The sequence below is a fragment of the Mesorhizobium sp. M7A.F.Ca.US.007.01.2.1 genome, from assembly GCF_003998165.1.
Taxonomy (GTDB): domain Bacteria; phylum Pseudomonadota; class Alphaproteobacteria; order Rhizobiales; family Rhizobiaceae; genus Mesorhizobium; species Mesorhizobium ciceri.
This window is the reverse complement of sequence record NZ_RZQP01000018.1, coordinates 44,145-52,795: the sequence shown is the minus strand read 5'-3', so window position 1 is coordinate 52,795 and position 8,651 is coordinate 44,145. Positions and strand designations below refer to the sequence as shown.

The 8,651-nt window shown below is 63.3% G+C and carries 8 protein-coding genes; all 8 read left to right on the top strand.

Features of this window, described 5'->3' with window-relative positions:
* Positions 1-306 precede the first annotated feature (306 nt).
* The 8 genes from sfnG (at position 307) to msuE (ending at position 8,580) form a co-directional block, all read left to right on the top strand.
* Positions 307-1,407: a dimethylsulfone monooxygenase SfnG gene (gene sfnG, locus EN949_RS05820; protein ID WP_013528160.1), complete on the top strand. Its 1,101-nt coding sequence runs from the start codon at positions 307-309 to the stop codon at positions 1,405-1,407.
* Between the two features lie 112 nt (positions 1,408-1,519).
* Entirely contained in the window at positions 1,520-2,455 is a 936-nt protein-coding gene (locus tag EN949_RS05815; RefSeq protein ID WP_127370903.1) for an ABC transporter ATP-binding protein, read from the top strand.
* Positions 2,452-3,351 (top strand): branched-chain amino acid ABC transporter permease, encoded by a 900-nt coding sequence (locus EN949_RS05810; protein WP_032898718.1) that lies wholly within the window; start codon positions 2,452-2,454, stop codon positions 3,349-3,351. Before EN949_RS05815 ends, EN949_RS05810 begins: the two co-directional genes overlap by 4 nt.
* A gap of 3 nt (positions 3,352-3,354) precedes the next feature.
* Positions 3,355-4,395, top strand: coding sequence for a branched-chain amino acid ABC transporter permease (locus tag EN949_RS05805; protein WP_127366265.1), 1,041 nt, complete (start codon positions 3,355-3,357; stop codon positions 4,393-4,395).
* Between the two features lie 64 nt (positions 4,396-4,459).
* Entirely contained in the window at positions 4,460-5,797 is a 1,338-nt protein-coding gene (locus EN949_RS05800; protein ID WP_027164235.1) for an ABC transporter substrate-binding protein, read from the top strand.
* 79 nt (positions 5,798-5,876) lie between these two features.
* A complete protein-coding gene (locus tag EN949_RS05795; protein WP_164754870.1) occupies positions 5,877-6,683 on the top strand; it encodes an ABC transporter ATP-binding protein in 807 nt (268 codons plus the stop codon).
* Positions 6,684-6,707: 24 nt separating this feature from the next.
* Positions 6,708-7,955 carry an SfnB family sulfur acquisition oxidoreductase gene (locus tag EN949_RS05790; RefSeq protein WP_127366263.1) on the top strand — a complete coding sequence of 416 codons (1,248 nt, stop codon included), beginning with the start codon at positions 6,708-6,710 and terminating at the stop codon, positions 7,953-7,955.
* A 64-nt stretch (positions 7,956-8,019) separates the two neighbouring features.
* Positions 8,020-8,580, top strand: a complete 561-nt coding sequence (msuE, locus tag EN949_RS05785) for an FMN reductase (RefSeq protein WP_064992932.1) — start codon at positions 8,020-8,022, stop codon at positions 8,578-8,580.
* Positions 8,581-8,651 lie beyond the last annotated feature (71 nt).

Here is an 8,651-nt window from a genome sequence, read left to right as displayed (position 1 = left end):
GAGGGACTTTCGGCGAGCTCATGGGTCTGCCGGAAGTCGCCCGCCATGCCCAGACGGTCGCGGTTGAAATTGCCAAGCTGCTGGTAACGCTGCCGTCAGCGCAGGCCATTGGCGTCAATGCCGCGCACCGTCCACACGTGGGCTGACACCTGCGGGCCGGTTTCGGCAGCGAAATTGGTATTTCCGTCCCAAGAGCGCCCCAAAAACGGAAAATCCTTCTTTGTATATAAATTCTATAAACATAATAAATATCCAAGCCGGCGCGACCGGAGCGATCAACGACACGGCCTGAATGGGAGACAGTTCATGGCACATGCAGAAGCCGATCCGATCAAATTCGCCTACTGGGTGCCGAATGTTTCGGGCGGCCTGGTGATTTCCAACATCGAGCAGCGCACCAACCATTCTGCCGAGTACAATCGCAAGCTGGCGCAGATCGCCGAGAAGGCCGGCTTCGATTACGCGCTCAGCCAGATACGTTTCACCGCCGGCTACGGCGCCGACGAACAGCATGAATCGGTGGCGTTCAGCCATGATCTGCTGGCGGCGACCACGACGCTCAAGGTCATCGCGGCGATCCTGCCAGGACCATGGAACCCGGCGCTGGCGGCCAAGCAGATCGCCACCATCAGCTACCTGACCAACGGCCGCGTCGCGATCAACCTTGTCTCCGGCTGGTTCCGCGGCGAGTTCCATGCCATCGGCGAGCATTGGCTCGACCATGACGAGCGCTACCGCCGCTCGGAGGAATTCATCCGTGCGCTGCGCGGAATATGGACTGAAGACAGCTTCACCTTCCGTGGCGATTTCTACCGCTTCAATGAGTATTCGCTGAAGCCGAAACCGCCGCAAGTACCCGAAATCTTCCAGGGCGGCTCGTCGCGCGCCGCGCGCGACATGGCATCGCGCGTTTCGGACTGGTACTTCACCAACGGCAACACGCCGGCCGAGATCGCCAAGCAGGTCGATGATATCAGAGTCAAGGCGAAGGCCAATAACCATTCCGTCAAAGTTGGCGTCAACGCCTTCGCGGTCGTTCGCGAGACCGAGGACGAGGCCAGGGCGGTGCTCGCCGAAATCATCGCCGAGGCCAATCCCGACGCGGTCAATGCTTTTGGCCATGAGGTCAAGAATGCCGGCAAGGCCTCGCCGGAAGGTGAGGGCAATTGGGCGAAATCATCCTTCGACGATCTGGTCCAGTACAATGACGGCTTCCGCTCGAACCTGATCGGCACCCCCAGGCAGGTCGCTCAACGCGTCGTCGACCTGAAGCGCGCGGGTGCGGATCTCATCCTGCTCGGTTTCCTGCACTTCCAGGAAGAGGTCGAGTATTTCGGCAAGCATGTCATCCCGCTCGTTCGCGAACTGGAAGACGCCGAGGCGGCGGCGTCGCTGGCGGCGGAATAGTCACCCCATAGGCACGCCGGACACGCGCCGGCCTGCACACATGGAGCTTGCCCGGCGCGCTGATCCGTCGGGCGGCAATAGGTCTTTGCGCGCCTAATCGAGGACGATTGGAATGCCGTTGCCCAGTTATACGCTCGGAGTGATGGAGGCTTCCGCCTATGCACCGGAGGTCTTTGCGCGCGGCCTGCCGTCAGGTCCACGGCCGGAGCAGTCGTTCGAAGATGTCGCCAAGTCGGCAGGGGCCGTTGCCGGCGATGCCTCAGCGTTGCTTTCGCTTCAGGGCATCAGCCTGTCCTTTGGCGGCGTCGTGGCACTGGCCGATATCGACCTATCGGTCCGCCAAGGCGAGATCCGTGCCATCATCGGCCCGAACGGCGCCGGCAAGAGTTCGCTGATCAACGTCATCAGCGGCGTCTACCGGCCGGATCGCGGCCATGTCCAGCTCGACGGTACCTCCTATGCCCAGGTCCCGACGCAGCGGCTGGCCCATCTCGGCGTCGCCAGAACCTTCCAGAATCTCGCACTGTTCAAGGGCCTAAGCGTCCTCGACAATGTCGCCTCTGGCCTTGCCTACAAGGTTCGCTCCAACTTTGCCGGCCAGGTGCTCGGCATCGGCCGCTCGCGTGGCGAGCAGCGCGATTCACGCAGCCGTGCCGAACAGATCCTTGAATTCCTCCATCTCACCGCCATTCGCGACCGTCTTGTCGGCACCTTGCCTTACGGGCTGCAGAAGCGTGTCGAACTGGCCCGCGCGCTGGTGGCCGAGCCGCGCCTGCTTTTGCTCGACGAGCCGATGGCCGGCATGACAGCGAGCGAAAAGAGCGAGATGGCGTCTTTCGTCCGTGCCGCGCGCGATCGTTTCGCCACCACCGCGGTGTTGATCGAGCACGATGTCGGCGTCGTCATGGGTCTGTCCGATCGCATCGCCGTTCTCGACTACGGCCGCAAGATCGCCGACGCCACGCCCGATGAAGTCAGGAACGACCAACGCGTCATCGATGCCTATCTCGGCGTCGCCTCGGACAATGAGGACGGGGCAGGCATATGATCGCCGATTTCGACTACCAATTCTTCATCGAAGTGCTCGTCGGCGGCCTGCTCTCAGGCGTCATGTATTCGCTTGTCGCGATCGGCTTCGTGCTCATCTACAAGACCTCGGGCGTGCTCAATTTCGCGCAAGGCGCGATGCTGCTGTTTGCGGCACTCACCTTCGTCAGCCTCGTCGAGCGCGGTATTCCGTTCGCGCTGGCGCTGGCGGTCACCTTCGCCATCATGGTGGCGATGGGTGTCGCCATCGAGCGCACGGTGCTGCGGCCACTGACCAACAAGCCGCCGATCACACTGTTCATGGCGACGCTCGGCCTGTCCTACATCATCGAGGGCGCCGCCCAGCTGATCTGGGGCACGCAGGTCCATGGCCTCGATCTCGGCATCGAGGACGTGCCGCTGGAAATCGGCGGCGTGCTGATCAGCCAGTTCGACATTTTTGCCGCGGTGGTTGCCGCCGGCATGGTCCTCCTGCTGTCGCTGTTCTTCCGCTACACCCGCATCGGCCTCTCCTTCCGCGCCGTTGCCGATGATCAGTTTGCGGCCCTCGCGGTCGGCCTCAGGCTGCCCTTGATCTGGGCCACCGTGTGGGCTGCCGCCGGCCTTGTCGCCCTGGTGGCGGGACTGCTCTGGGGCGCACGCCTCGGCGTGCAGTTCTCGCTGTCGCTGGTGGTGCTCAAGGCGCTGCCGGTGCTGGTGCTCGGCGGCTTCGATTCCATCCTCGGCGCCATCGTCGGCGGGCTGCTGATCGGCGCCAGTGAGAAGCTCGCCGAGGTCTATATCGGCGATTATTTCGGCGGCGGCATCGAGAGCTGGTTTGCCTATGTCGTCGCGCTCGTCTTCCTGCTGATCCGCCCTTCCGGCCTGTTCGGCCAGAAGCTCGTTGAGAGGATCTGAACAATGACCGCGATAACAAGCGATTTCGTCGCCGCGCCGGTGCTGCCGAAATGGGTCGTACCGGTCCTGCTGCTCGCCTTCGCCTATGGTGTCGTGCCGCTGATCGGCTCAAGCTATCTGTTCGAGGCCATCCTGCTGCCGTTCCTGGCGCTCAGCCTCGCCGGCGTGGGCTTGAACATTCTCACCGGCTATGCCGGCCAGGTCTCGCTGGGCAGTGCCGCCTTCATGGCGGCGGGCGCCTTCGCCGCCTATAATTTCAACCTGCGCGTCGAGGGCCTGCCGCTGATCGGCAGCATCTTCCTGGCCGGCATCGTCGCCGCCGCGATCGGCATCGTCTTCGGCCTGCCCAGCCTGCGGCTGAGGGGTTTTTATCTCGCAGTATCGACGCTTGCCGCGCAGTTCTTCGTGCAATGGGCGCTGACCAAGTTCAGCTGGTTCTCCAACAACTCGGCGTCAGGCGTCATCGACGCGCCGAGACTGTCGATCTCAGGTTTCGCGCTCGACGGCGCCATCGGTCGCTATCTCTTCGCGCTGACAATCGTCACCGTCCTGACCTTCCTCGCCCATCGGCTGGTCTCGTCGCAGACCGGGCGCAACTTCATCGCCATCCGCGACAATGAAACCGCCGCCCGCATCATCGGCATTCCGGTGCTGAGGACCAAGCTGCTGGCCTTCGCCATCTCGTCCTTCATCATCGGCGTCGCAGGCGTCATCTGGGCCTTCGCCTATCTGAGGACCGTCGAGCCGGACGGCTTCGATCTCGATCGGTCGTTCCAGGTCCTGTTCATCATCATCATCGGTGGGCTGGCTTCGATCCGCGGCGCGTTTTTCGGCGCCGCCCTCATCGTGGTTTTCCCGCTCGCTCTGTCGCGCCTCGGCGGCTTCCTGCTCGGCGATCTCTTCGATTCGGGCGTGCTCGACATGAGCCAGCGCATCGTTCTGGGCGCGCTCATCATCCTGTTTCTGATCCTTGAACCCGACGGGCTGGTGGCGCTGTGGGACAGGGTCCGAAGACGGCTCCTGTTCGCCTGGCAGTCGACTTGAGCTGATGCATCCGAAAATGAACAAGGGGCCGAACAAGACGGCCCATACCGGGAGTACCTCGACCATGACTTTCCTCAGCACAATCAAGGCGGCGGCGTTGTCCGCGGCGATGATCGTGTCGGTGGCCTTGCCCGCCGCGCACGCCGACGAACAATATTTTCCGCTGCAGAGCTATCGCGTCGGGCCTTACGCGGCCGGCGGCACCGGCTTCTTCGGCGGCTTCATCGACTATCTCAACCTCATCAACATCCGTGACGGCGGCGTCAACGGCGTCAAGCTGACCTGGGACGAATGCGAGACCCAGTACGAGGTCGAGCGCGGCGTCGAATGCTATGAGCGGCAGAAGAGCCATGCCGGCGCCGCCGCCTGGAACCCGCTCTCGGTCGGCATCGCCTATGCCATGATCGACCGCATCACCGCCGACAAGGTGCCGCTGATCACCGTCAACCACGGCCGCACCGATTCCACCGACGGGCGCGTCTTCCCCTACGTCTTCCCGCTGCTGCTCAATCCCTACAGCGAGACATCAGGCATCGTGAACTACATCGCCTCCAAGGAAGGCGGCATCGACAAGCTGAAGGGCAAGAAGATCGTCGTGCTCTATCACGGCTCGCCCTACGGCAAGGAGACCATCCCGATCTATGAGCTGCTGGCGCAGAAATACGGCTTCACCGTGCAGCAGATCGAGGTGCCGCATCCCGGCAACGAGCAGCAGTCGCAGTGGCTGACCATCCGCCGCGCCAAGCCGGATTTCGTCGTCCTGCGCGGCTGGGGTGTGATGAACCCGGTGGCGCTGAAGACGGCGGTCAAGGTCGGCTATCCCGTCGATCACATCGTCGGCAATGTCTGGTCGAATTCTGAAGAGGATGTCATCCCTGCCGGCGACGCCGCCAAGGGTTACACCGCCATCACCACGCAGGCTTCCGGCAACTCCTACCCGGTGGTTCAGGAGATCGTGAAGACGGTCTACGGCGCCGGCAAGGGTAACCTTGAAGACAAGGCGCGCATCGGCTCGGTCTACCACAATCTCGGCATCGTCAACGGCATCCTCAATGTCGAGGCGATCCGGGTCGCGCAGGAGAAGTTCGGCCACCGCACGCTGACCGGCGACGAGGTCCGCTGGGGCTTCGAGCATCTCAAGCTTGATCCGGCCAAGGTCGAGGCGCTCGGCGCCAAGGACCTGTTCCACTCGATCAATGTCAGCTGGGACAACCATGAAGGCGAAGGCTACGTGACCTTCCAGCAGTGGGACGGCAAGAAGTGGAACGTCGTCTCCGACTGGATCGCGCCGGACTGGGCGCTTCTGCGGCCAATCATCGAGAAGTCCGCCGAGGCCTACGCCGCCGAGAAGGGCATCAAGCTACGCACCTCCGACGATGCCAATGCTGTGACCACCAACTGATCAGTTAGTGCCGGGCGTCGCGGACCAAGTTTCCGTGGCGCCCGACCTGTTCGGTTTTCGAACCGCGAAAGAACAGCCTATGCCGAACGATGACGTCATTCTTGCTGTGGACACGGTCCATGCCACCTACAACCACGCCATCACGGCGCTGCATGGTGTCAGTTTCGAGCTCAGGCGCGGCCAGATACTGGCATTGCTCGGTGCCAATGGCGCTGGCAAGACCACGACGCTGAAGGCCGTCTCCAACCTGCTGCCGGCCGAACGCGGCCAGGTCAACGCCGGCACCATCCGCTATGAGGGCTCTGATGTCTCGCGCCGCAAACCGGGTGATCTGGTGCGCGCCGGGCTGGTTCAGGTGCTGGAAGGCCGCCACTGCTTCAAAAGCCTCACCGTCGAGGAGAATCTGATCGCCGGCGGCATCGGCCGCAGCGGCAGCCGCGCCGAGATCAACGGGGATCTCGAACGGATCTACGGCTATTTCCCGAGGCTTCGGGAAAAACGCCGGACATTGTCCGGCCTGACCTCCGGCGGCGAACAGCAGATGACCGCCATCGGCAGGGCGCTGATGTCGCGGCCGCGGCTGCTCGTCCTGGACGAACCGTCGATGGGGCTCGCGCCAATCATCGTCCAGGACATCTTCCAGAGCTTGAAAAAACTCAACCGCGAGACTGGCCTATCCATCCTGGTCGCCGAGCAGAACTCCGCAGTGGCGCTGCGATATGCCGACCATGCCACGGTGCTGGAGAACGGCGTTTCCGTTCTCGCCGGCGCGGCCCCCGAGCTTCGCCAGCGCGAGGACATCAGGGCCTTCTATCTCGGTCAATCGAACCCCGGGCAACAGACGTCACCCGCCACCAAGCCCGCCCATCTCCACGCCGTTGCCTGAATCGAAATCCCAAGGAGCAGTGAAATGACCGTTTCGACCGTCAAGACCGACAAGGCTTCCGCCGCCGTGCCGCCAGTCGCAAGGCCGACCGCCCCGGCGCACATCATCAAGGACGACGCCGAGGCGATTGCGGTTGCCCATGCGCTCGCCGCCGAATTCGTCAAGGACTCCTCCCGGCGCGACCGTGAACGGATCTGGCCGGTCGCCGAACTCGATGCCTTTTCGCAAAGCGGCCTGTGGTCGATCAATGTACCCAAGGCATTCGGTGGGCCGGAGGTGTCCTATGCGACGCTGGCGGAGGTGATCGAGATCATCTCGGCGGCGGATTCCTCGATCGGCCAGGTTGCGCAGAACCATCTCGGCGTCGTCGCTGCCATCCGCACCGTCTCCGACGCGGACCAGCAGAAGCTGCTGTTCGCCGAAGCGCTGAAGGGCACCCGGTTCGGCAACGCCTTTTCCGAGTTCGGTTCCAAGCGCGCCGCCGATTTCGAGACCCGCTTCACCGATGCCGGCGATCATGTGGTTGTCAGCGGCCGGAAATTCTATTCGTCCGGCGCGCTGCTCGCCCATCTGGTGCCGATCGTGGCGCTCGATGACGAGGGCCGCGCCTGGTATGCGATCGCCGACCGCGGCGCACCCGGCCTGACCGTCATCGACGACTGGTCGAGCTTCGGCCAGCGCACGACCCTGTCCGGCACCGTCATCATCGACAACGTCAAGGTGCCGAAGACGCATCTGGTACCCGGCTACAAGGGCTACGACAAACCGACCGCCGACGGCGCCATCTTCCAGATCATCCAGGTGGCCGTGGACACCGGCATCGCCCAGGCGGCGATCGACGAGACGGTCGATTTCGTCAGGACCAAAAGCCGCGCCTGGATCGACAGCGGCGTCGACAACGCCTGGGACGATCCCTACACCATTCAGGCCATCGGCGACCTGACGCTGCGCCTGCACGCGGCGCAGGCGCTGCTCGAAAAGGCCGGTCATGCAATCGACCGGGCAGTGGCCGAGCCGACAGCCGAGACGGTGGCGCACGCCCAGATCGTCACTGCTGAAGCCAAGATCTTGTCGACAGAGATCGCCATCGCCGCCACCAACAAGCTGTTCGAACTGGCAGGGACCCGCTCAACCCTGGCCGAGCACAATCTCGACCGGCATTGGCGCAACGCTCGCACGCACACGCTGCACGATCCGGTGCGCTGGAAATACTCGATCCTCGGCAAATATTTCCTCAACGGCGAAAATCCGCCGCTGCACGCCTGGAGCTGATTTTCCACCGGCGGGCTGGCGGCCCGCCACGTCAAACCTTCGACCATTCAAGAGGCCCACTGCCATGTCAAACCCAACAGTCGTCGGCTTTTCCGGCAACATCACCAGGCCGTCAAAGACGCGCGCCTTCGTCGATCTGGTCACCAGGGACATTGCCGCCAGCCACGGCCTGTCGGCGAGCACCTATGATATCGAGGACCTCGGCCCGACGCTGGGAACGGCGAAATGGGCCCGCGATCTCGACGGCCAGGCGCACGCGATCCTGGAACAAATCCTCGCCGCCGACGTGCTTGTCGTGGGCTCGCCGACCTACAAGGGCAGCTATACCGGCCTTTTCAAGCATTTCTTCGACCTGATCGATCCGGCGGCATTGCGGGGAAAGCCCATCGTGCTGACGGCGACCGGCGGTGGCGAGCGCCATGCCTTGATCGTCGAGCATCAGCTGCGGCCGCTGTTCGGCTTCTTCGAGGCCTTTGCGCTGCCCACCGCCGTCTACGCCACCGACAAGGATTTCACCGACGGCGTGCTGCGCTCCGAGGCGATCCTTAAGCGTGCGGCGCAGGCGGTCGACGAGGTCGGCTTTGTGCTGGCCAATCGTTCGGCAGGCCGGATCGCCGCTGAATAGCCTGTCGTCAGCCAGATTGAACTGAACGAAATCCGTGAGGGCAGCGCCCCCGCTTACGCGCAATTTACGAC